At 53.8% G+C, this 22,442-nt stretch carries 18 protein-coding genes; 5 read left to right on the top strand and 13 right to left on the bottom strand.

Annotated elements, in window-relative coordinates:
• Position 1: 1 nt before the first annotated feature.
• Positions 2 to 595, bottom strand: coding sequence for a hypothetical protein (locus KDM89_RS17120; protein ID WP_212689140.1), 594 nt, complete (start codon positions 593 to 595; stop codon positions 2 to 4).
• Between the two features lie 272 nt (positions 596 to 867).
• On the opposite strand from KDM89_RS17120, the gene KDM89_RS17115 reads away from it, so the two are divergent.
• Together KDM89_RS17115 and KDM89_RS17110 are read left to right on the top strand one after the other, a co-directional pair.
• Positions 868 to 1,743: an alpha/beta hydrolase gene (locus KDM89_RS17115; RefSeq protein WP_212689139.1), complete on the top strand. Its 876-nt coding sequence runs from the start codon at positions 868 to 870 to the stop codon at positions 1,741 to 1,743.
• Positions 1,744 to 1,831: 88 nt separating this feature from the next.
• Positions 1,832 to 2,509 carry a Bax inhibitor-1/YccA family protein gene (locus tag KDM89_RS17110; protein ID WP_212689138.1) on the top strand — a complete coding sequence of 226 codons (678 nt, stop codon included), beginning with the start codon at positions 1,832 to 1,834 and terminating at the stop codon, positions 2,507 to 2,509.
• Between the two features lie 86 nt (positions 2,510 to 2,595).
• On the opposite strand, the gene KDM89_RS22890 is transcribed toward KDM89_RS17110, so the two are convergent.
• Complete coding sequence (locus tag KDM89_RS22890; RefSeq protein ID WP_329604688.1) at positions 2,596 to 3,429, bottom strand: DUF2322 family protein; 834 nt, start codon at positions 3,427 to 3,429, stop codon at positions 2,596 to 2,598.
• 75 nt (positions 3,430 to 3,504) lie between these two features.
• On the opposite strand from KDM89_RS22890, the gene KDM89_RS17095 reads away from it, so the two are divergent.
• A complete protein-coding gene (locus KDM89_RS17095; protein WP_212689137.1) occupies positions 3,505 to 3,972 on the top strand; it encodes a carboxymuconolactone decarboxylase family protein in 468 nt (155 codons plus the stop codon).
• Between the two features lie 8 nt (positions 3,973 to 3,980).
• A complete protein-coding gene (locus KDM89_RS17090) occupies positions 3,981 to 4,415 on the top strand; it encodes a GNAT family N-acetyltransferase (protein ID WP_212689136.1) in 435 nt (144 codons plus the stop codon).
• Positions 4,416 to 4,585: 170 nt separating this feature from the next.
• Here the strand turns inward: KDM89_RS17090 and KDM89_RS17085 are convergent, their stop codons facing one another.
• Together KDM89_RS17085 and KDM89_RS17080 are read right to left on the bottom strand one after the other, a co-directional pair.
• Complete coding sequence (locus KDM89_RS17085; protein WP_212689135.1) at positions 4,586 to 6,625, bottom strand: porin family protein; 2,040 nt, start codon at positions 6,623 to 6,625, stop codon at positions 4,586 to 4,588.
• A 226-nt stretch (positions 6,626 to 6,851) separates the two neighbouring features.
• Positions 6,852 to 7,328: a DoxX family protein gene (locus KDM89_RS17080; RefSeq protein ID WP_212689134.1), complete on the bottom strand. Its 477-nt coding sequence runs from the start codon at positions 7,326 to 7,328 to the stop codon at positions 6,852 to 6,854.
• Positions 7,329 to 7,542: 214 nt separating this feature from the next.
• Between KDM89_RS17080 and KDM89_RS22885 the strand changes: the two genes are divergently transcribed.
• Positions 7,543 to 9,111, top strand: coding sequence for a MutS-related protein (locus KDM89_RS22885; RefSeq protein ID WP_212689133.1), 1,569 nt, complete (start codon positions 7,543 to 7,545; stop codon positions 9,109 to 9,111).
• Positions 9,112 to 9,290: 179 nt separating this feature from the next.
• Here the strand turns inward: KDM89_RS22885 and KDM89_RS17070 are convergent, their stop codons facing one another.
• From KDM89_RS17070 to arsA, 9 genes are all read right to left on the bottom strand, one after another.
• Entirely contained in the window at positions 9,291 to 10,382 is a 1,092-nt protein-coding gene (locus KDM89_RS17070) for a S41 family peptidase (RefSeq protein ID WP_212689132.1), read from the bottom strand.
• 116 nt (positions 10,383 to 10,498) lie between these two features.
• Positions 10,499 to 11,977 (bottom strand): cytochrome c oxidase assembly factor Coa1 family protein, encoded by a 1,479-nt coding sequence (locus tag KDM89_RS17065; RefSeq protein WP_212689131.1) that lies wholly within the window; start codon positions 11,975 to 11,977, stop codon positions 10,499 to 10,501.
• A gap of 49 nt (positions 11,978 to 12,026) precedes the next feature.
• Positions 12,027 to 12,413 carry a BlaI/MecI/CopY family transcriptional regulator gene (locus KDM89_RS17060; protein ID WP_212689130.1) on the bottom strand — a complete coding sequence of 129 codons (387 nt, stop codon included), beginning with the start codon at positions 12,411 to 12,413 and terminating at the stop codon, positions 12,027 to 12,029.
• Positions 12,414 to 12,806: 393 nt separating this feature from the next.
• Positions 12,807 to 13,319 carry a nuclear transport factor 2 family protein gene (locus tag KDM89_RS17055; RefSeq protein ID WP_212689129.1) on the bottom strand — a complete coding sequence of 171 codons (513 nt, stop codon included), beginning with the start codon at positions 13,317 to 13,319 and terminating at the stop codon, positions 12,807 to 12,809.
• Positions 13,320 to 13,423: 104 nt separating this feature from the next.
• Positions 13,424 to 14,092 (bottom strand): nuclear transport factor 2 family protein, encoded by a 669-nt coding sequence (locus KDM89_RS17050; RefSeq protein WP_212689128.1) that lies wholly within the window; start codon positions 14,090 to 14,092, stop codon positions 13,424 to 13,426.
• Positions 14,093 to 14,291: 199 nt separating this feature from the next.
• Positions 14,292 to 17,726: an SbcC/MukB-like Walker B domain-containing protein gene (locus KDM89_RS17045; RefSeq protein ID WP_212689127.1), complete on the bottom strand. Its 3,435-nt coding sequence runs from the start codon at positions 17,724 to 17,726 to the stop codon at positions 14,292 to 14,294.
• Positions 17,723 to 18,943: an exonuclease subunit SbcD gene (gene sbcD, locus KDM89_RS17040; RefSeq protein WP_212689126.1), complete on the bottom strand. Its 1,221-nt coding sequence runs from the start codon at positions 18,941 to 18,943 to the stop codon at positions 17,723 to 17,725. Before sbcD ends, KDM89_RS17045 begins: the two co-directional genes overlap by 4 nt.
• A 112-nt stretch (positions 18,944 to 19,055) precedes the next feature.
• Positions 19,056 to 20,411, bottom strand: a complete 1,356-nt coding sequence (locus KDM89_RS17035) for an ATP-grasp domain-containing protein (RefSeq protein WP_230427934.1) — start codon at positions 20,409 to 20,411, stop codon at positions 19,056 to 19,058.
• 36 nt (positions 20,412 to 20,447) lie between these two features.
• Positions 20,448 to 22,214: an arsenical pump-driving ATPase gene (gene arsA, locus KDM89_RS17030; RefSeq protein ID WP_212689125.1), complete on the bottom strand. Its 1,767-nt coding sequence runs from the start codon at positions 22,212 to 22,214 to the stop codon at positions 20,448 to 20,450.
• Between the last annotated feature and the right edge of the window lie 228 nt (positions 22,215 to 22,442).

The following is a 22,442-nucleotide window of genomic DNA, read 5'->3' as shown; positions in this document are numbered from 1 at the left end:
TTCAAAGACAGGCTTTGGCTTTATTCAGCAATTCTGACATCGCCGCAGAATAGACTGCTTCACTATCCTGTGATGAGTCCTGTGTTGGTAACCAGTTGATATACATGGTCAGAATCTGCTGATGCTTTACAGAAATCAGGCTGTGAACTCCGACCAGTCCTGCACTGAGTACCGGCATACGCAACCCCAGCTCTGTTAACGCAGGGCTGACAATACGTATTATGGTCTCCGGTGTGGCACCGAATTTCTGATATTCCCTTGAAATGACTTCTGTATCGGAGGCAAGCTGGCCGTTTGCAGATTGTTCCAGATGCAGTTTTACCCGGAATTGCTGCCCTGCTGCGCTCCAGAAAAATCTCACGCCATCCGTTACTGAGACTTTCTCTGCACCTTGTGAAGTCTGAACGGTACGGTAAGAGACACCATTCTGCCGTTTTGTCAGATCACTGATTTGTAAGCCCTGTTCACGGAAACACGCTACGGTGCTGTCAATTGTGGAAGTGCTGCTTTCGGCTGCATTGGCAGTACCGGTACATATGATCCCGAAGGCAATTACTGCCTGCACCCACCGACGGGTTGTCTGAGTTGTTTTCACCGTTATCTCCTTATGCGTTTTAGTTGCCGCATCTTAATGTTGTCGTTGTTCAGTTGCACGCGCATATATCCGGGATCTCTTCTCAGAATGCAGCTCAGTGAAGCCTGCGGTACTTTTTTCGTTTTTCGGGAGCCATAAGCGGCATCGAATACACTGATATCCGGACGAAAACGGCATATTGCTGGTGTTTTATCTCATGTAATTTGAATAGCAGTGACAATTGTGATTAGATTTAACGATTAATAATCAAAACCGACAAGACGGAGACACCGATGGCAAGACTTTTCCCTGCTGTTTCACTGACCCTGCTAGCAGGAACAACGCTTACCGGATGTATGAATATTCACGTTCCGGATAATGCTTTTTTACGTCCGGACAGTGCAACGGGTTATCAGTACAGCGGTCCGGTTAGTACTGAAAAAATTCAGAAGGCGAGTCCCGGTGCCACACTGAATGATATTGAGTTACAGTCGGCTGATCAGCAGGTGCTGAAAGGCATTCAGGCATTACCACCCAAAACTTTAGATGGCGTAACGGTCTTATATTTCGGTGGCAATTTATCTCATGCGGATGACAATATTCCGTTTTTGCTGCGAAATACCGCTAACTGCGCTGTTCCGCTGTACACCTTTGATTACCGCGGTTACGGGCGTACAACTGGAACGCCGGATACAAAATCCCTGAAAGAGGATGCGCTGAAGATTTATGACGAAGTACGTTCCCGTGTTCAGGGAAAACTGATTGTGCATGGCCATTCGCTCGGGAGCTTTATGGCAGGCTATATCGCGCAGCATCGTCAGCCAGACGGACTGGTACTGGAAACGACTGCAACGCGGGTGGATGAAGTTGTTCCGCTGATGACGCCGTGGTTATTGCGCCCGTTTACGAAAGTCAGCTATGCGCCATCAATTCTTGAGATTGATAACAGGGTAGCGGTCAGTCAGTATCGCGGCAAAGTACTGGTGATCAGTGGTGAGAAAGATCAGCAGACACCGGCGGAACTGGGGTTGGCAGTGTTTAATGCGATTCCTTCCGCAGACAAACAGTTTATGAATATTGCCGGTGCCGGGCACAGTGGCTTAATGGCGCGGGCTGATGTTCAGCAATCGTATTGCGCCGTTGTGAACCAGCTCGCACAAACACGCTGACTGTTGCCAATCCTCGGTTTTATGTAGGCAAATTTGCAAAACAATGTAAAATCAGCGCTACAACAATCACTTTTCAGGGGAATTCATTATGCAACTCGCAGGCAGCGAACATTCGTTTGGCGGTTCACGTGAACGTTTTATCGCCAAAGTGTTTAATCACTTGGGTGGTGCCTTACTGGCCTTTACCGCGCTGGAAGTGTTCTTTTTTACTTCCGGTATTGCAAATGTCATCTTGGGCGCTTTGAAATTTGTGCCGTGGATGGCAATTCTCGGCGCATTCATGATCGTCGGCTGGATTGCAACCCGTGCCGCGCATACTGCGGAAAGCCTGAGCAGCCAGTATCTGGCGCTGGGCGCTTACATTCTGGCGGAAGCGGTGATTTTTGTGCCATTACTGACGCTGGCGAGCAAAGTTGCACCGGGCGCGATTGCGAATGCCGGTCTGATTACTGTACTGGCAACGCTGGGTCTGGTTGGTGTGGCTTACGTATCCCGTAAAGACTTTTCCTTCCTCGGTACCATTCTGAAATGGGCTGGTCTGGTCGCGATTGTGCTGATCATCTGCAGCGCGATTTTTGGTTTCACACTGGGCATTATTTTCAGTGTCGCCATGGTCGGTTTTGCCGGTGCTGCGATTTTGTATGACGCTTCGGAAGTCATTCACCATTATCCGGAAGATCGCTATGTCGGTGCAGCATTGCAATTGTTTGCTTCCGTTGCGCTGATGTTCTGGTACGTACTGCGTATTTTTATCAGCCGCGATTAATTCGCTGGATTGAACAAATAAAAAACCGGCCGCTTGCAGGCCGGTTTTTTTACGTCTGCACAGTGCGTGCAGATATATTCCTCAGATCATGCGGGGATCAGTTCCACTTGCAGTACAGGCAGCTGACCGGCGCTGATCGCGATCAGCCGGTCGATATTCGGATGTTTGCCCGGATGCTGATGTGCATCTGCGGTGTGTTCTGCATACCAGTTAATGCCGGTTTCCGCGGCCTCTTTGCTGATACTGCCGAATTGCTGAAACAGTGCGTGATAGACGCGCACGCTGCCAGCCGAACCTGGCTGATTCAGAATTTCAGCGATCACCTGATCGCCGTCTTTCAAACGTAAGCCGCGTAAATGGTCGATTGCTGGCAGTGTGGCCAGTCGTTCTGCAAATTGCATATCTTTCCTTTCAGATTGTGCGGGGAGTGATGGGTTTTCTGCGTTCGCCTGAACGGACAGGCGCACGGCAAGGTCGCTGAGCCAGCGCCGTATCGTTTGCTGTTCATCCTCACTGTAGCCGGACATGATTTCATGCTCAGCCTGCATGACTTGTATCCGAGCCTGATGCAGCAGGGTTTTACCGTGTTCTGTCAGAACAATTTGCTGAATCCGGCCGTGAGTCGCATGTTTTTCGCGCTGTATGGTACCGGCTTTTTGCAAATTACTGACAATCAGACTGACAGTTTGCGGCGTCAGCAACGACAAACGTGAGAGATCCGCGTTCGAGCAACCGGGATAGGCTTGCAGCATGGTCAGGACTGAGAATTGCGGCAGGGTCAGCCCCAGTGGTGCCAGACTGTTTTCGATATAGCTGCGGTGCGCCTGTGCGGCCTGACGTAACAGGTATCCGGCATAGCCATTCGGCCCGCGTTTGCCTTCACCTGTGCCCGGAACCGGATTTTCTTGATTATTTTGCATAATATCAGGGCTCTGATATGATATTCGAACACTGATATTATCGCACAGACGATTTTTTCTGAACAAGGAGCAGATATGACAACGCAAGCGCCAACATCCGGCTTTTCCTATTCCCGACTGCAGCAAGAGCATCCTGCGGCGACAGCCGCACTCGGTCAGTTCGGGCAAGCGATCAAAGACAGTGGCTTATCGCCGCAACTGACCGAGCTGGTGAAAGTCCGTGCCTCACAGAAAAACGGATGCGCATTTTGCCTGCAATACCATGTGAATCTGGCACGTTCGCTGAAAGTGCCGCAGGCACAGCTCGATCAACTGGCCACATGGCAGGAATCGCCTTTGTTCAGCGCCTCCGAAAAAGCGGCGCTGGCATGGACAGAAGCGCTGACCAGCACGCCCGCCCTGCCCGATCCGGCACTGATGCCACGTTTGCGTGAACACTTCTCCGAAGCAGATTGTGTGCACCTGACGCTGGCAATCGCCCATATCAATGCCTGGAACCGTATCGCCGGCCCGCTGGGATTTACACCGCCGCCAGCGCAGTGAGTGCGGTCATGGATCAACTGGTCTTTTCAGAAATGACGGAGGCTTCTGCGCTGTCACGTGTTTTCCCTGTGTTGCAGCAACTGCGGCCTGCGCTGACATCGCTGGAACAACTTGAAGCTTACTGGCAGCGGGTGAGACCGGCGGGTTACCGTTTGCTGACGGTGGAGAAAGCCGGTGAGGTTGTGGCGGTTGCGAGTTTCCGGATACAGGAAAATCTGGTGCACGGACGTTATCTGTATCTGGAAGATTTAGTCTGTGATGCCACTGTCCGGCGGCAGGGGATTGGCGAGGCGATCATGCAGCAGTGCCGCGTGATTGCAGAAACATCCGGTTGCGCCAAAATTGTACTGGATACCGGTTTGAATAATCCGTTGGCGCACCGGTTCTATTACCGTCAGGGTTTGCTGGCCAGCTCGCTGCGTTTTCAGCAAGTGCTGGCGTAGACGACTGGCAGGCTTCCAAAAGGCGGAAAATCCCTTAAATGCGGTGTTCTGCACAGCAAAAACCGTATTTTTGACAGACGTCCGCAGAAACAGTGGCGCTCCGGGCAGGTGTTTTTTATGCCAGATGCGGATCGCTGCACAGTCTGCGGTCGATGCGCCCCCTGCTCTGCTTATTGGCTCAGCGTCAGTACCAGCCGCCAGGTGCGGGGTTTGCCTTGCTGGAAGCTGTTTTCGCTGTCGACGTTCCAGTTGTCGCGGTTAAACAGGTTCGACACTTGCAGACGTAATTGCGCCTGCATATCCAGCATGCGGAACTGGTAGCGGGCACCGAGCTGTACCAGCATTTTTTTCGGCAAACGGGTGCCGGTGGTTTCAGAAGTGGTTTGCGGCCCGCTGTACTGCAGAGCGAGATCAAACGAAGTATCCGCCAGTTGTTGCGGGTGGTAATCCAGATAGCTGCGCCATTCCAGCGGAATACTGCCGGCGGGGCGTGCATCGGCAGCATTGCTTTGTGTGCGGTTCAGCGTGGCATCCTGCCATACGGCCGCCATCACCATATTCAGTTGCGGATGCAGATTACCGGCGATACTGCCTTCCAGTCCGCGATGGCGCACCGTACCGGTCAGGGCGAATGCCTGCGCTGTGTTATAGCCGTAGTAGGGTTTGCTGACATCGAAATAACCGAGTACCGCATTGAATGGCTGACCGTGCAGACTACCCTGCCAGCGCACGCCCAGATCATGCTGACGGGTACGGATAGGCGGCAGCACTTCGAAGCGGTTACTGGCGCTGACCGGCGCGACACCGCTTTCCTCCACGCCCTGCGTCTGGCCCGCATACACGGAAAACGCATCACCGAGTTTGCGGCTGATATTCCAGTAAGGCTGGTTTTGCTGTTCTTCGATACGGTGCTCCGGCTGCAATGCACTGCGTGTCTGCTTTTCATAGCGGGTGCGCATCAGTCCCAGATTCACTGTCCACTGCGTATGCTGCCAGGCGTAAGCCAGTCCCTGACTGCTTTGCTGCACCGAATCGCGGGATTTTTCAGAATAGATAAACGGGCCACTCTGGCTCAGCGCCGGTAAGCCGCTGTCTGCAGAAACCGGCCCTGCATCGATATCTGCTTCGCCGCCATAGCGGTATTGCGCTTGTCTGCTGCGCCAGATCAGATGCAGCCAGTGCGTGCTGTCGTTGGTAAGCCAGCGTTTGCCTAGGCGCAGCTCTGCACTGCGTGAATCGCGCTCATTGCCCTGTTCTGCAATCAGACTGCGCTGCCAGACCGATGGTGCAGTCTGTGTGATCACCTGATCGTAGGTATGACGCTGTTTTGCATGCGAACGTATCAGGCTGGCGCGCCATTGCCAGTCTGCTGCCAGTTGCTGATGGGCCATGATGCCGTAGGTGCGCGCATTACCGGAAGAGCGCAGCCACGGTGCATGTAAGGCTGCCGGATAGGCCAGATGCAGCACTGAGGAAGGCGGTAAGCGGCCGTCTGTGGTTTGCCAGTAAGGATGCGGTGTTTCGTACGGTGTCTGATCCAGACTGTAAAACGGCAGGATTTCAAACGGTGCAGCAGCACCCTGCGCCGAACGGATACGGCCAACTACGGCAGCGGAACGGTAAAACGACGCTTCGCGCGCTGGTGTGATTTCCTGATACAAAGAGCCCGCGACCGAGACGCCGTAACGCAGCCCCTCGTTGCCCGGATTCAGTGGCAGCAACAGATTCACATCGGTGGCGCGGTCACCGCGTCCGCGTGCTGACTGCTCCATTTCCATGCCGATATTCCATTCGCGCTGATCACCGGCTTTGCGGAGTTCATAATCGACGATGCCGGTCGGCGCAGGAAAGGCATAGCCGCTGACAGTGGCACCGACTCTGACTTTCGAACCATCGGTCAGCAAATGTCCCAGATAGGCGGCACGGTCAAAATACATGCCCTCGATACGCAGATTACCGGCTTTGGACGGAGAAAAGCCGCGCACATTGCCATCGTCGTAAATACCTATCGATTCTTTGCCGGACTGGTTACCGAAACCATCTTCCGCACCGCTGATCGCATTGTTTTTATCGGTACTGGTTTTGACTTGGGGCTTGTCCACCGCGCTGAGTTCATCGCTGGCCACAGCCAGCGTTGCTGCGCTGATCGTAAAGACAGCGCAAAGCAATCGGGGTAAGACAGCAAGCTGGAAATATCGGGATGGATGCATGAAAAGTCTGCGCCGCACTGGAGTCAACGGAATGCCACATCAGACAAGAGCGGACAAACAAGGTTCCGGTGTTTCCTTATTTTTTTGCTACGTGCTGCAGAGCAGTGAACCTGTGAAAAGCGGTAATCTGCATAGCGCTTGCCCGCTCCACGGCATACAATCCGGGTGTTGTCAGCAAGCGCATGCAGAAAGCGGCATCTTCAGAAATGTCATGTCATGCAGAATTTCAACGCTGATGACCGCGCTGATTTGCAGCATCCTGATGGTTTGTCACCAGTCGCAGCTTTGCCTGCGGATAGTGATGCAGTGCCAGCGCCAGAAAGGACACGATCAGCAGCACGCTGTATTCAGCGCCGCCGCTGCCGGGGCCGACCACAAACCAGCCTTCTTTGGCATGCACCAGCACTATGCCCATGCCGTAAATAAACGCAAACAGTAACCCCAGCGGCGTGACCAGTTTGCCGAGTATCAGCAGCACCGATCCGATAATTTCACTGCCGGTTACCAGCATTGCCAGCACCGTGCCGATCACAAAACCGTGACCATTCAGAAATTCACCGAACGGCAGCACGCCGCCATTGAAAACGCGGGTCCAGCCATGTGCCGCAATAATGCCGGCCACTGTCAGGCGCAGCATCAGCCAGCCCAGCTGAGAACGGTGTTCGTGATGCCGTAAATACTGCAAATCAAAACGCGATGCCATGCTGAAATTCTCCGTGAATAGTGATGCTTGCCCGGGATTTGTTGTGTATTTGTGCCTTTTTCACTGTACACGATGTGCCGCACTGGCTTGCCGCTGGCTGATGAAATAACAACATATTTGTCTGTTATGCATCTTGAATAAATAGCAGAGCTCCAAATATGGCGCACACCAACGCCTGCATCACAGCGTTTTCATTCATCTTCAGGAGAAACAGGTGGCAGGCTTTTTACTATCCCGCATGCGGCGCTTCTGGTCATGGCTGCAACTGGCGCCACAGCCATCCGAGCCACGCTGGATGCCGCATGAACTGGCTGCATACCACCAGGCACAGCCGCATGACGGCGAATGCGATGAACAGACCTGGCGTGATGTCTTATGTGATGATTATCTGGCTGAAGTCGGGCAACACGGCAGTATTTTCGGGCGTCAGTATCTGTATGCCCGTTTGCGTTGCGGTCATACCGCACCGGCAGAAAAAGCACAGTTCCGGCAACTGACCGAAAACGCGGCGCAAACACAGCAACTGACAGCCCTTTGTGCGCCTTTGCGTCGTGCCGAAGCGGAGGTAGCCACGACCTTGTTTGCCGGAAAAATGCAATCGCCGCCGCGCTGGCATGCGTATTTACTGAGTTTGCCGCTGCTGATGCTGGGTCTGCTGTTACTGACCATCGTACAGGGCTGGATGCCTGCACTGGCACTGGCTCTTATCGCGTGGATGCTGATGATGATCGTACAGGTCAGCTATCAGCAGGCGGCAGAACAGTTCTCTGCGCAAACCCGTACCCTGCAATGGATGCTGCACGTGTTCAGCACCTTACCCGGCACCGGCGACGCAGATCAGCCACGGCAAGCCTTGCGTGTGATGAAGGGCTTGCGCCGCAAAAAATACGCCATGTTTCCTCTGTTGCAGTTGTATATGCAATGGTTTTTTCTGGACAACATCCGTCATTATTTCCGCACTTTGCAGCTGGTCAGGCAGCAACTGGCTTTTTTGCAGCAATGCTATGCCAAAGTGGCTCACGCGGATGCCAAGACGGCGCTTGCCAGCCATTTACAGACCCAGGCGCATTGCTGGGTCAGTCCGGCAGATCAGCAAAAGCTGCAGTTTGAAGACATGCGTCATCCGCTGGTCAACGACTGTGCACCGGTTTCTGTGACATTACGCCGCAGGGGTATTTTTCTGAGCGGAAAAAATGCTGCGGGTAAAAGTACTTTCTTAAGAATGCTGGGATTAAATACCTTGCTGGCCAGTGCATTTGGCTTCGCATTTGCGCGCACCGCCAGCCTGCCGGACATCACCGTCATCAGCAGCATGCAGAATAATGATTCACTGGCAGATGGTGAAAGTACCTACCGCAGTGAACTACGGCGTGCGCAGACTTTACTTTCGCATCCGGTATCCGGCCCGACCTTACAACTGGTGGATGAAATTTTCCGTGGCACGAATTATCTGGAATCAATGGCAGGCGCCACTGCGGTGCTGCGTCATCTGGCAAAAAAAGGCTGGGTGATTGTCTCCTCGCATAATTTATTGCTGGCGGATTTATTGCAGCAGGAACTGGTGCCTATGTATGTGGACAGCAGTCCCGATCGCCGTCAGACCCGTTTGCGGGAAGGCTGTCTGACTGAGCCGAACGGGCTGGATTTGTTTGCAGAAGCAGGCATCGCTGACGATATTCAGCAGGATGCGCGCCGGATTTTTGATGAAATCGTCTCACATGCCGGCGCTTCCCGCCTGCCAGCGCAACGGCTGACAATGCCTGCCGCGACGGTTCCAAGCTAAGTGCAGGCGTGCTGATGTCCGTGGCTCAGCCCGTTTTCAGTCTTTTTTTGCCAGAATGCGGCATTCAGCACAGAAAAAAGCAGGTTTTTCACGGACGTCCGCAGAAACACTGGCTGAGCGGGCAGGTAAAAAAATGGCCGGATGCGGTATCCGGCACAATGATTGGCGTATCAACGGGTTCAGCCGGGGTAATACACGGGAAACAGGGTTTGCGGAGAGCGGGCTTTTTCCAGTGTTTTTTTCAGGGTGTCGCGGTGTTCATCGTCGCGCGGTTTTTCCAGCAGTTGTTGCAGTAAATGCTGATAGGCGACCGGCAAAGCGTCGGCTGCTTTAGCGCGGATATCCGGCTGCACGCCCTTGCCTTCCCAGTTGGTGCCTGTGACCGGATTCACTGCACGGCCAAACGGAATCGCTGCGACCAGTCCGTTTTTGATGCTGTAAGGTGCGACAGGATTCGCGCCACCGCCGCTGGTTTCACCGACGACCACGCCGCGCTGATGGGTTTGAAAATCATAGGCACACTCTTCCCCGCCGGAAAACGTGTCCGATGAAGTCAGTACCGCGACTTTGCCGGCATAGCGGACTTGCAGATTATCCTGCGTCCAGAATGCGCGGGTGCTGTTCTCCGGACGGTTATAAATGCTGTTAATCAGCCGGTTATCGCCTTCGGGGAAGAAATAACTCATCAGCAGCGCCACCGATTCCGGGCTGCCGCCGTGATTGCGGCGTAAATCCAGAATCAGGCCATCGGTGCCGGATAAAATCAGCATCGCAGCTTCATAGGCTTTGGCAACAGAAAAAGTCGGCCCGAAACCGCGAATTTCCAGAAAGCCGATATTCCCAGGCAAGCGTTCCAGGCGGCCGATACCGAATGCGCGCATCGCCGCATCGCCTTTAATTTCGATAATTTCTGCGGCCGTTGGTCCCTGAAACGGTTTGGCATCCGGTACAAACTCCGGCGCAAAATTAACCCGGAAATGTTTGTCATGACTCAGCAACTGCAAATCCTTCCCCAGACGTTCAGCAAACGCTTGCGGGCTGACCATTTCTTTGTACGCATCCTGATCGGCACGTTTGCGTATTTCAGACGCAAGCTGTGCGCCTTTGTCCGGGAACACATAATTCGATGCAACCAGATCGGCCAGCTGATACAGGCTGGTTTTACGCTGATCGGCACTCAGCTCGCCGGCTGCCTGCGCACCGACACTGCATAACAGCAAACCTGCAGCGATGGCAGAGGCCAGATAAGAATAGTGGAATCGGTTTTTCACAGGATCTCCTTCATGGTTTGGTGTGGTTCATCATCTACTAAATATTTAGTAGATTGGTTTTTAAAAAAGCGGCACCGATGTGCCGCTACGCTGCTGATGCTGCGGTGGGGAAAAACTCAGGCCGGGGCGGATGCTGCGGGTTTTGGTAAGGCTTCCAGATCAATGCTGTCGACTTTCCAGACTTTGTCCGGTTTGGTCGCATGCACTACCACCATTGCTGTGCCCTGACTGCCGCTGACCGGAATGTGATATTTCACGTAACTTGTGCCGGGTTCAAACCAGTGTTCCCGAATATAGATGCGTCCGTACACTGGCTTGCCGAATTGCAGATCTGCTCCGGCATGGCGGCGGATACCGGGGTCATTTTGCAACTGCGCCAGTACGGCCTGATACGGTTCGGATTCGGACAGCGGCGGAATAGCGGCCGGTAATTCCGGTGCTTGCGGTACATCCGGCGCTTGCGGCAACGATGGCAGTGTCGGGGATGCAGGTAATTCCGGCAGCGAAGGCAATTCAGGAATCTCCGGTGCGGTGGCGATCTGGATCTGGGTTGCTTTCAGAACCATATCGGGTAATACCGGAGCCACCACCACACCGCCGGTGAAACTTAAGGCCATCAGCACTGCCAGCGGCATGCTGAAGCGTACTGCGGGCCCATCCGGCTGGTTCAGCAGACGCATAATGCGCTGGCGGAAACGGCTGCCTTTCCCCGCATCATCCTGTGCCTGACTGACGGTGGCAAGTTGCCAGCTGCTGTTGCGACCGCGCTGTTGCTGTCCCTGCAGCCGCGCCAGCATGGTCAGTGCTTCCGCCAGTATCAGCGGATCGGTCCCGGTGCAGCGCAGCGCCAGATCATCAGTCGCATGTTCACGTTCGGTACGGATTTGCTTCGATAACCACCAGACTGCAGGATGAAAAAACAGGATGGTTTCCGCCAGCAACTGTATCTGGTTCCACAACCAGTCAAGGCGGCGGATGTGCGCCAGTTCATGCGCCAGAATGGCACGCACATGCTGCACAGGTAATTGCTGTAATACTTGCTGTGGCAGCGCAATCACCGGATGCCACAGATGCGCAGTCCACGGTTCGAGACGCTCTTGCAGCAGACGCAGACTGACCTGACGCCGTATCTGCATTTGCTGACGCAGCGTCTGCAGCATCGCGCTGAGTTCCGGCGGCACACGGGTACTGATGTTCTGTTGCCAGCGCCGCAGATACAGCATCGCTACCGTCCAGCGCAGCGCCATGGCAGTGACACCGGCCAGCCAGAACACTGAAATCCAGCCCGCCAGTGCCAGCGTATCGCTGCCTTCCGGTATCAGCACATCGGGCGGCACGACGGCGGCAAACCCTTCGGTCGTGGTAAGTAATGCGTCCGGCACATCACCGTTGACTAACACCGCAAAGAATACTTTCAGCGGGATCAGCAGCGTCAGCGCGATGCACAGCATGCCGCTCAGGTGCCGCTGCGCCGCACTGTGCTGACGGGCCAGACGAAAATACATCAGTGCACCGACGGCTATCAGGGCGCTGCTCCAGCACGCGGTCAGCAAAGCCTGACACAGTGCGCTTTGTACTAGCAGAATCGAAATCATTGCTGCACTCCTTCCTGGAAAACCAGCGTGACGATGGCTGGCAGAAAATTTACTGACGGCGCTGGCGGGCTTCGGCGATCAGCGCGCTTAAGGCATCCAGCTCGGCATCGCTGGCTGGCTGACTGTCCAGCGCCCGCTGCACCATTTGCAGCGCAGAACCGGAAAAGGCTTTATGCAATAGATCCGACACCAGCGCCTGCTGCACTTCCGGCTCCGGATACGCTGCGCTGTAGCGATGGCTGCGTTCCGACGCATCACGCTCCACTAAGCCCTTCTCATGCATGATGGTCAGCATTTTCAGTACGGTGGTGTAGGCGTTTTCTTTTTGTTGTAACAAGGCTTCGTGCACTTCGCGCACAGTGCAAGGCTGGCCTTGCTGCCACAGCACCCGCAAAATCGCGAGTTCGGCATCGGTGGGGGTAAGCGGCATATTCATCAACGGCTCCTGCTGCGTAAAATTCAATCAACTAAAATCATAGTACTAAAACTTTAGTAATTAACGCAAACAGTTTTTTGCACTCTGCACAGCAGCGTTGTTTTTCTTACCGGATCGGAAACGGCACGCATTACTGCGCGTTGACGGAGCAGACCTGCAGATGCCGCCAGAAATGCGGAAAACCTCTGAAATGCCAGCAAATCCGAAAGTCAGGGGTTTGGGGAGGTATTCATGGAGGCATTGATTGTTGAATGCACCACGATCGCTCAGATTGGTATTAATTAATCTGTTACCGGTTCGAAAGCAATAATGGCCACATCAAAGATGTGACCATTATTTTTATACTCCATGACAATCACGGACCCGGGAAAGAGATTGCATATCAGGTAATATTTACTTCTCTGCGTTCCCCGTGCGCTGATGGTTATAACTGTAAATACGTGCAATTTTCCAGACACCGTCCTTTACAAGCATTAAGTGCGTAAACGACGACTGGAAGGTTTTTTTGACAATCTTGCCAGCATCCGTCGTATAAAACTCATGGTCGCCTGACACGATGGCGCCATATATTTCATCTCCTTTGCGCATAGGGAAGATGTGCAGCGAGGCAGGAACAACCATCCGGCGTGCCCGGTTCCCCGGACCATCCATGCCTGCATTGACCTTCGCCAGTGCGTCCCAGCCGATGACCGTTCCACCGAGATCGTGATAGAACTCAACATCTGCGGCGAGGTAGCTGTTGAGCGCGGCAGAAGTTCCGAAATTGAACTCATGCCAATATGCATCGTCAGTTTTTCTGACCTGCGCTTCCCAGTCATCGCTTTTGTCTGCTGCCAGGGCTGGCACCGCAGTGTTAAGGACGATGGCACATGTGAAAATGAAGATGGTTTTGAAAAGTTTGAGCATAGGTAGTTTTGCCTGAATGACTTTGTGATTTGCTGGTCGGTGTTTGTACGGAAGGAAAGCAGTTATAGATGCATTTTGGGTTTTTCAAAGACTGCGATCACAGCCTACTTCAAGCCCACTGAGGGTGGCGGTACCGGATTCAGCTCCTGCGACCATGTTACTGCCGCAATTTTCCAGCCGTTGCTTGTGCGCACCATTTGCCAGCTTTCTTTGCCCCAATTCTGTTTGTAGCTTCCCCTGACAAAGTTGTAATCAAACCAGACCAGCCCGACGTCGCCATCGCTGTCGATACGTACGTTCGATATAGTCTCGTCGACTTTTTCCTTTTCCTTGACGACAAAATTAATAAATTCGCGCGGGCTGCTGCTGAAGAATTTTGAAGGTCGCTTCATCTCTGGCTTTGGACGATTTGCGTACATCATTTCAATACTGGCGTCAGTGTTAACACCGGTCCAGGTGATGTTTTCTTTCAGAAACAATTGCAAAAATGCTTTCTTATCTTTGTTGACGATAGCGGTTCGGAAGGCTTCAATGACTTGTTCGATCTGCACCTTGTCGGTACTGTCCGCTGTCCGGGCGACTGCATACCGGGGCGAGGATGCCATTCCTGCGAGTATCAACATCGCTAATAATTTGTACATTTTCTTCCTTAAGTTGTGAGGAATTTTCTTATTTCTGACGTCTGCTATGGCTGCGCTAAAGTTATGCCACTGGCATCCTAGCAAAATTTTTTGTATTTTCTGGCAAAAAATAAGTACTTTATACGCGTCCACAAGTCTCACAGGATACTTTCTGCAATCCCGCAAAGACGACTGGAGCCGATTGCCGTATCTGAAAATATGGATCTTGCTAAAGAAATGCGGCATTCAGCACAGAAAAAAGCGGGTTTTTCACCGACGTCCGCAGAAACAGTGGGCGAGCGGGCAGGTACAAAAATGGCCGGATGCGGTATCCGGCACAATGATTCTTATTTTATCCGCTGACTTTCAGCGTGGAAGTACCCAAGCCATGTCCTTTGCTGACGATGATCTGCACCGGAATCCGCTCTTTCAGGCCTTCGATATGGCTGATGACGCCGATACATTTGCCGCTGGCGTTCAGACTGTCGAGTGCGTCGAGTGCGATATCCAGTGTGTCGGGGTCCAGCGTGCCGAAACCTTCGTCCAGAAACAGGGAATCAATCGAGGTCTGATGGCTGACCAGATCGGACAGACCGAGTGCCAGCGCGAGACTGACCAGAAAACTTTCGCCGCCGGATAAGGTGCGGGTATCGCGCGTCACATCTGCCTGCCAGGTATCGACAATTTCCAGCTCCAGTTCGCCGCTGGATTTGCGCTGCAGCAGGTAGCGGCCATGTAATTTTGCCAGATGCCGGTTTGCCAGATGCATCAGGTGATCCAGCGTCAGGCCTTGTGCAAAACGGCGGAATTTATTGCCGTCGGCGGAACCGATAATATCGTTCAGGCGTTGCCACCAGTCGGCATTGCGCATTTGTGTCTGAATTTCTGCCAGCAGACCGGATTGCTGGCTGCGGCGGCTGTCATCGTCCTGCAGCAGAGCTTGCATCGCACCGGCATCGCGGTTCAGTTGTTCACTCTGCTGTTCCTGTGTCGCCAGCGCTGCATTCAGCTCATCCAGCGTCTGTGGCGTCAGTGCCTGCGCGCTCAGTGCTTGCAGCTCAATGTATTTGCTGTGTCCTATGGTCTGGCTGTCTTTAAGCGCCTGCAGCAGTGCCTGACGCTGCTCTTCCATACCGGCACGTTGTTCAGCCGGAAGCAAGGCTGCCAGAAAGCTTGCATCGTCAGCGAAAACACTGCTTGCACGGGCGGTTTGCCATGCTTCGAGCGCCTGCACAGATTGCTGTTCCTGCAGTGAAGTTTCCTGCACCAGTTGCAGTAACTGCCCTTGCAGACTGGCCAGTCCGGCGCGCAGAGATTCGTATTCCGTCGCCAGCGTATGCAGATCGGTTGTTGCATCCAGTGCAGATGGCAGCGCTATTTGATCAGCATCGATGTCATCCCGCTCGCAACGGGCCAGCCACTGCGCAGCGTTGTCGCGGCTGTGTTCTGCGGCCTGTGTTTGCTGCTGCAATAACAGTGTCAGCTGTTGCCAGCGTTGTTCCTGTTGCTGCCATTGCTGCCAAGCCTGCTGGCGTTCTGTCAGCCATGTCTGCAAGCTTGTACCGTTGCTGGCGGCTTCACCCATTGCAGCCTGCAAACGCTGTTCCAGTTCTGCGATTTGCGTTTGCAGCTTGTCGACGCGGGTCTGCAATTCCTGTAACTGATCCTGTGTCTGTTGCAGCGCCTGCTGCGTCAGTGCCAGCTGGTTTTGTGCCTGCAGATGCTGTTGCTGGCTGTGCGCCAGCGCCTGCTGCGTCTGTTGCAACTGCTGCGTTGCTTGTTCCAGTTGTTGCAGTTGCTGCCGCACGCGGTTTTCCTGTTCCTGCGCCTGCTGCCAGCGTCGCTGCAAAGCGGTTTCATCCTGCCAGGCTTCCGCTGGTAACTGCAGGCTGCTTGCGCTGATGTTCCAGCGTTGCTGCAAAACAGTAATCTGCTGTGCGAATTTTTGCAGTGCCTGTGTTTGTTGCCTGTCCTGTTCCTCGAGTTTGTCGGCCCGCGAACGCAATAACCGGCCCTGCTCTTCACTGATTCTTAACTGCTCGTTTTTTTCCTGCAGCGCCAGTTCGGTTGCACTGCAGTCCAGCGCCTGATACTGCGCAATGCCCGGATGCTCTTCAGCTCCGCACAGCGGACAGGCATCACCCGGCTGCAAGGCAGCGCGGTGTGCATCCAGACTGCGGATCAGTTTTTCCTGTTCCAGCAAACGGCGCTTATCTTCCACCTGCTCTTTCAGCAGCTTAAATTGCTGACGCTTTTCCTGTAACTGCGGTTGCAGAGCGGCGATATCCGCGTGGGTTTGCTGGCTGTCCTGCTGCAGTTTCTGATGTTCTGCGCTGATCTGACGCCATTGTTCTGCCACCAGCCTTGCCTGCTGCCAGCTCTGTAAATCCTGTTGATATTGTTCCCAGACAGCGCGCAATTGTGCGGCGCTTTGCGGTGGCGTGTGCGCGTTCTGGCATCGCTCCAGAGCCTGTTGCGCATCGTTCAGCGCTTGCTGACGCTGATGTTCCGCTTGCAGTGTTTGCTGTGTGGTCTGGCTTTGCTGCGCAAATTTCTGCTGCAGCGTTTGCTGTTGCTGCTGCAATTGCTGAACTTGCTGTTGCAGCGCCTGACGCTGCTGGCGGATTTGCATAACTTGCGCGACGCTGGCTTCCCAGCCGGATAACTGTTCGCCAAGCAAAGCATTCTGTACATGCTGCTGACGCCAGACCAGCAAAGCCTGATGCTGTTCTTGTGTGCGTGCCAGCGCCTGCTGCTGTTGTGCGCAGACGGCGTTTGCAATGGCTGTGGCTGTCGTCAGTTGCGTTTGCGCAGCTTGTTGTGCCTGTTGCGTTTGTTGCTGTAACTGCGTCCGGCGTTGCTGCAGTGTGTGCAGACGTTGTAATTCTTCCTGCCAGCGTTGATACAAAGGCCGCAATTGTTCAGCAGGTTCGCTGCGCGCCAGCTGATCACGTAATGCCTGTGCAGCCTGCCAGTTTGCCTGCGCTTGCTGCTCTGCCTGTTGCGCCTGTTGCCATGCGGCTTCGGCCTGCGCCTGTTGTTGCCGCCATTGCTGCCACTGGCGCAATTGATTGGTTGCTGCCTGTAATTCCTGTTGTTGTACCGCCAGCGTTTGCAATTGCTGATGCATCTGGCCGCGCTTTTCTTCGTCCAGTAATTCCATGCCATCGGCTTTCGCCTGCAATTGCTTCAGTTCCTGCTGGGCTTCGCGCGCCATTTCATAACAACGCTGAGAAATCTGCCCATAGATATCGGTGCCGGTTAATTCTTCCAGCAGACCGGCGCGTTCATTCGCGCTGGCGTTCAGAAATGCGGCAAATCCGCCCTGTGCCAGCAACATGGATTTGGTGAAGCGACCGAAATCAAGGCCGGTGATCGTTTCTGTGCGGCGCAGCTTTTCTGCGATTTTGCTGGTCAGTATCGTACCCTGCCCGTCCGCCAGTTCCACTTCCGGTGCCTGTAATGCGCCACTGGCTTTGCCCCGTGCGCGGCGCTGGCTCCAGAACGCGCGGTAAGTCTGACCTTTGACTTCAAATTCCACTTCCGCCAGACAATCTGCGGTGTGGCGGGTCATGATGTCATTGCTGCTGGCGGATAAGGTCTTCAGGCGCGGTGTTTCGTGGTACAGCGCCAGACAAATGGCATCCAGCAGTGTCGATTTACCCGCACCGGTCGGGCCGGTGATAGCAAATAAGCCCTGATCTTTAAACGGACTCTGGGTAAAGTCGACGCGCCATTCGCCTTTCAGGGAATTCAGGTTTTTTAAGCGCAGGGTCAGAATTTTCATACGTTTTCCCCCTGCAGTGCGTGCAGTACCGTATCAAAACGGCTTTGTAATTCCTGGCTGACTTCTGCATTCAGATCCAGCGCAGCCAGTCGCCTGGCAAACACATCCTGCGGTTGCAATTCTTCCAGCGTTATTCGGCTTTCCGCTTGCAGACGCGCCACGGCATCGCTGCGGTCGCGCCGTATGCGCAAGACTTCTGCGTGCAGACCTTCGCAAATACTTTGCACCCGCGTTTGTAAATCACTCAGATAATCATCTTCGCGCACCGTCACTTCCAGCCAGACCGGGCATTCTGCGCTGCCAGCCAGTGCTGCTTGCGGAATCGCCTGTTCCAGCTCGCTCAGACTGCCGCGCACACTTGCCATCGGCTGAAATACCGGCACCGGTAACGGCGTTACCTGCTGCAATCCCTGCGTATCGAGATCAACCAGCAGCATTTGCTTTTGCTGTCCGAGCTCATCAAAGCTCAGTGTCAGCGGCGAGCCGCAGTAGCGGATATGAGGCAGACCGCCGACTTGTTGCGGACGGTGGATATGGCCGAGCGCGATGTAATCTGCAGGCGGAAAGGCGCTGGTTGGAAAAGCCTGAAGCGCACCGACATAAATTTCGCGTACTGATTCGCTGGCACTGGCGCCAACCGTTGTCAAATGTCCGGTTGCAATCACTGGCAGACGTTCACCGTTATGATGACGGCGATCTTCTGCCAGCGCATACAGTTGCTGATAATGGGAAAAGATCGCTTCCTGCAGGCTTTTTTGCTTATCTTCGGCATTCTGTCCGGCCTGACTTTGCATCACGTCACGCGGCCGGATATACGGCACCGCACACAACACGGCTGCAGGCTTACCCTGACGGTCATGCAGTGTGATGATTTGCTGTTCGGCTTGTTCACTGAGCGCCGGAATTACGGAAGTACCGAGACGCGCCGCCAGATGGCGGCTTTCATCCAGCGTGGCTACTGAGTCGTGATTTCCTGCCAGTACGATCAGTTGTGTACCGGCGTCGTGTAATTGCAGAATCAGTTCGTTATACAGTTCGCGCGCATAGCTGGGTGGCGCACCGGTATCAAACACGTCACCGGCAATCAGTACGGCATCGACTGCATGTTGCTGTACTTGTTCCAGCAGCCACGCAATCAGCGCCTGATGTTCGGAGTGGCGGGTTTTGCCCATAAAGTGCTGGCCCAGATGCCAGTCTGAAGTGTGTAAAAGACGCATTGCGCAGTGAATTCGTTCGCCGGAGAAAGACAGAATTTTACCTGCTGTCAGCCTTGCCGTCGGCGCAGAAATACCGGAAATGCCTGATCTTTTACGCTAAACCGTCAGCGGCTTAACTGCGGTTCAGAAAACCACCCAGTGCCTGTAATTGCGTATCACTGGCCACATGCACGGGTGCGAATCCGCCACCCGGTGTGCGGAAATTAGTGGTTTGTCCCTGATACAGGCGCGCTGCCAGCCACTGCACTTTACCGTTGTAGACGTAAGCACGCAGATCGAATTTCAGTTTACTGGCCGGGTCTGCTTCGCTGACGGCTCTTTCGCCGGGCGCCATGATGGCTTGTGCGACATAATCCGATTGCAGAATTTCCTGCCAGACGCGGGTGGTCAGTTTGTCGCCGCGATATGCTGCACGGCTGCCAAAACCCGTCGCTGGCTTGAAAAACCATTGCTTGCGCTCGTGCCAGAGTTGTTCTGCATTCTCAGGATGAACCAGAACCGTGCGCGGAATATTCGTCAGCAAAATCTGTTGTATCGCTTCCGGAACACCGAGTTTCTGCAGTTGCGATGCATCGGTCAGCAAGGCGAGATGACGTTTATCGGCATACAGCGCATGCGCTTGCGGATGCGGTGTCATCACGACTGCGTCCTGCATCCACGCATCCCGCAGAGCATGATGCTCAGGCGCTTCGAGATAAAAATCGGTCAGGCGGTTATACAGCAAATCAATCGCAATATCGCCGTGCCACAGGCGGCCTTCGCTCAGGCTCAGTCCGGCAGGGTCGGTCACAATCACGCGGATGCCGTGCTCCGTCAGTAATCGCTCAAATAATAAAAATTCCGGATACAGATATTGCTGCTGCGGATTTTCATCGACGATCGCAACCGTTGTTAAGTCACTTTCTTTACCTGCCAGCGCCCATTCTTCACGGAACATTGCCAGCAGCTCTTGTTCCAGTGCGCTGGCTGCGCCTGCCACTGGCAGGAAAGTTTCTACCGGCGGACAGCAGCCACGCTGCGCTTTCGACAGTACGGCATTCAGCATGATGCCGCCCGCATTGGTATTAATTTCAATCAGACCAGTATGATTGCCCTGTACATGAAAATCGTATCCGAACAAAACACCGCGCTGCCCTTGCGGCGTATGCCGGGCAGTTTCCGGTGCGCTGGCAAGAACGTGCTGCCGGTAAGCGGGTAAATGCACAACCGTTTCGACGGCCGTGATCAGCGTATTGATACGGTGTGCATGTTCACTGGCGAGAAACACTGTCTGCGCAGAAAAAAGATGCGGCCGCTCTTCGCGGATCATACGCAGCAAGGCATCATCTGCATTGCCTGACTCCAGCGTAGACCATAATTTCTCCTGATCGAGCGTGATACAAAAACAGCCGTCGTTTAACACTTGTACAGCGCGAACCATATCGCTTGTGCAGTTGAGTGATGTGGACGGAGCAGAACATTTTTGCATAGTTACCTCAGAAGAATCGTACTGACCATGTGCAGATTAGCCGCCATTTTCATGCTGCTTATTGCGTTGTACCAATGACCGGAGTTTTGCTGTGCCGCGTGGTTCTTCTGCTTCGGATTTCACCAGCGCACAGCGTTTTGCATGAACATCACGAACCTGCCGGATTTGCTCTTGTTCATACAATGCACGTTGCCGCAGTAAGGGTGCGGTTGGTCTGGCTGCGGCAATACTCTGGTTGATGATCCAGCCCCAGGGTTCAATGCCTGCGCGTCGTAAATCGTTTTGCAGCGCACTGGCCTCCAGCACCGGTGTTGTTTCAGCCAGCGTGACGATAATCACTTTGGTTTGCACAGGATCTTGTAACTGCATCATCGGCGTCATGAAATGCATACTTTTATCCGCCATCTGACGACTGATTTCACGATGATAAGCACCGGTTGCATCCAGCAATAACAAGGTGTGGCCGGTAGGTGCGGTATCCATCACAACAAACTGGCGGCTGGATTCGCGAATAACCCGCGAAAACGCCTGAAATACCGCAATTTCTTCCGTACACGGCGATTTCAGATCCTCTTCCAGCAACGCTTTTCCGGCTGCATCCAGTTTTGATCCCTTAGTTAGCCGGACTTGCTGACGATATGCCTCTGTTGCCGCATGCGGATCGATACGGCTGACTTTCAGATTGGGTAAATGCGCATCCAGCGTCTCTGTAATGTGGGCGGCGGGATCGGATGTGGTCAGATGTACCGGAAAACCCCGGTCAGCCAGACCTGTAGCGATAGCGGCAGCAAGCGTGGTTTTGCCGACACCGCCCTTTCCCATCAGCATGATAAAGCCGCGTTTATCCTGCGCCAGTTCATCCAGCATTGCCGCCAGAGAGTCGGCAGCAACGGCGGTTGGCGGGAGATCGGCTGACACGGTATTTTCAGTTTCAAACAATCCGGCAAGGGCTTGCGGATCACTCAGATTCGCTGCTTTCAGCGGCAGATAATCACAATGCAGTTGCCGCAGAAGTTCCGGCATATGCTTCAGTGCAGATTGTTCCCGTGCGTAAATGGCATTCGCTAAAGGATCTAGTTCAGCGCTTGCCTGCGGCATCAGCCCGTTGATGACGAGAAATGCAGGACGCAGTCCGGCGGTACTCAGTTCGCTGCAGGTTCTGGCGACTTCACTGAGTGCCGATTGCTGAGCGCGGGAAACCAGCACCAGTGAGGTTTGGGCAGGATCAGCTAATGCCGCTACTGCTGCCTGATAACGGTGACGTTGCTTTTGCAGGCCGGCAAGCGGGCCAAGACAGGACGCGTTTCCTTTTCCCTCTTCGAGAAACTGACTCCATGCGGACGGCAGTTGCAGCAGACGAATCGTGTGTCCGGTCGGCGCAGTATCTAACACAATGTGATCAAACTGTTCCCGTATGGCAGCGTCGGTCAGTAATCCGGTAAATTCATCGAAAGCAGCTATTTCATTGGTGCAGACGCCGGATAATTGCTCTTCCAGCTGACGTACAACTGTATCCGGCGCAATACCACGCACCGGATCAATGATTTGTTTGCGATACAGATCTGCTGCAGCCTGCGGATCGATTTCCAGCCCCCACAAATTTTCCTGTAACGCAGTAATCCGGTTGCCAATCGGCGTACGGAAAATCTGGCTGATATTTGATGCGGGATCTGTACTGACCAGCAGTACTTTCTTTCCCTGATGACACAGATGGATTGCACAGGCACAGGCAACCGAAGTTTTCCCTACGCCCCCTTTCCCGGTAAAAAACAGAAATGGCGTGGAACGCTGGAGGAAGTGCATAGCTTTACCTGCAGAAATAGTGGGGAAATATAGCCAGCATTTTAATTGTTAGTGAAGACTTCGGATCGATGATCCTCTTTGTTTTTGAAGACCTTTTATGCCGTTTTTTTGATTAAGGGTAGCTTTTGTAATTTGTAGCAGTGCTTTCATCAAATGTCCGTTAATTAAATATACGTTCCTATGATGAAGTGACTTGCGCTGAATACTGTGCCGCATGACCTGTGAGTT

It is taken from the genome of Cognatundibacterium luofuense (assembly GCF_018139685.1).
GTDB lineage: Bacteria > Pseudomonadota > Gammaproteobacteria > Burkholderiales > Burkholderiaceae_D > Undibacterium > Undibacterium luofuense.
Note: the sequence above shows the minus strand (reverse complement) of the source record. Positions and strands in the feature narration are given on the sequence as shown.